This window comes from Blautia intestinalis (assembly GCF_014297355.1).
Taxonomy (GTDB): Bacteria; Bacillota; Clostridia; order Lachnospirales; family Lachnospiraceae; genus Blautia_A; species Blautia_A intestinalis.
The window spans coordinates 1-1,377 of record NZ_JACOQE010000031.1; the positions used below are offsets into that span (position 1 = coordinate 1).

Sequence of the window (1,377 nt, forward strand, 5' to 3'; positions counted from 1 at the left end):
ACAGACAGGCACAGGAACGCTTTGAAAGGCTCATAGAGGGTATGAAACAGGCACAGGGCATAACGGAACAGCTAAAGGCAGAAAACGCCTTAGAATGGACAGGATGCCTCAATAACATAAGGGCTTGTGCGAGGGAGATTGTGGAAAAGGAAATTATTTTTGCATAAACAGATGATTAGTGGCAGGGGGAAATCCTGCCGCTTTTTCTGCTTTAGTTTGTCAGCTTGACAAATAAAGGGTTAAGGAGTATAATTAGATTCAGTATTATACAAGGAGTTAATAAATATGCGGCAAGGTATTCTTAAATAAACTGTCAATTTGATAGTGGGAACAAAAAGTAGCAGTCCCGTTTCACTTTTAATATGGGGCTTAGTTTTTTGTACCCAGTTTAAGAATACTTTTATCATGTAATTTTATATGCCCGAAAACATATAAGTGTTTTGGGGCTATTGGAGTTATTTACCCAGTGATAGGAGTATTTATCACTGGGTATTTTTATGCCCTTTTTTGGGTGTTGATAGGAGGAAAATCACATGAAAATAATTAACTTAGGCATTCTGGCTCACGTTGACGCAGGAAAGACAACATTAACGGAAAGTTTATTGTATACCAGTGGTGCAATTGCAGAACTAGGGAGCGTAGATGAAGGCACAACAAGGACAGATACAATGAATTTGGAGCGTCAAAGGGGAATCACTATCCAGACAGCAGTGACATCTTTTCAGTGGGAGGATGTAAAAGTCAACATTATAGATACGCCAGGCCATATGGATTTTTTGGCGGAAGTATACCGTTCTTTATCCGTATTAGACGGAGCAGTATTATTAGTTTCTGCAAAGGATGGCATACAGGCACAGACCCGTATACTGTTTCATGCACTACAGATAATGAAGATTCCGACAATTTTTTTCATCAATAAAATTGACCAAGAGGGGATTGATTTGCCAATGGTATATCGGGAAATGAAAGCAAAGCTTTCTTCGGAAATTATAGTGAAGCAAAAGGTTGGGCAGCATCCCCATATAAATGTAACGGACAATGACGATATGGAACAGTGGGATGCGGTAATTATGGGAAACGATGAACTATTAGAGAAATATATGTCAGGGAAACCGTTTAAAATGTCAGAACTGGAACAGGAAGAAAACAGGAGATTCCAAAACGGAACGTTATTTCCCGTTTATCACGGAAGCGCTAAAAACAATCTGGGGATTCGGCAGCTTATAGAAGTAATTGCCAGTAAATTTTATTCATCAACGCCTGAAGGTCAATCTGAACTATGCGGGCAGGTTTTTAAGATTGAATATTCAGAGAAAAGGCGGCGTTTTGTTTATGTGCGTATATATAGCGGAACATTGCATTTGAGGGATGTTATTA

At 39.1% G+C, this 1,377-nt stretch carries 1 protein-coding gene and 1 pseudogene; both read left to right on the plus strand.

Going from position 1 to position 1,377, the window contains the following annotated elements; all coding sequences use genetic code 11:
- Nucleotides 1–167 (plus strand): TnpV protein (locus tag H8Z79_RS16605; RefSeq protein WP_029188229.1); only part of this gene is annotated, 167 nt, incomplete at its 5' end.
- Between the two features lie 366 nt (nucleotides 168–533).
- Nucleotides 534–1,377, plus strand: a pseudogene (gene tet(O), locus H8Z79_RS16610) (tetracycline resistance ribosomal protection protein Tet(O)); the annotation flags it as partial.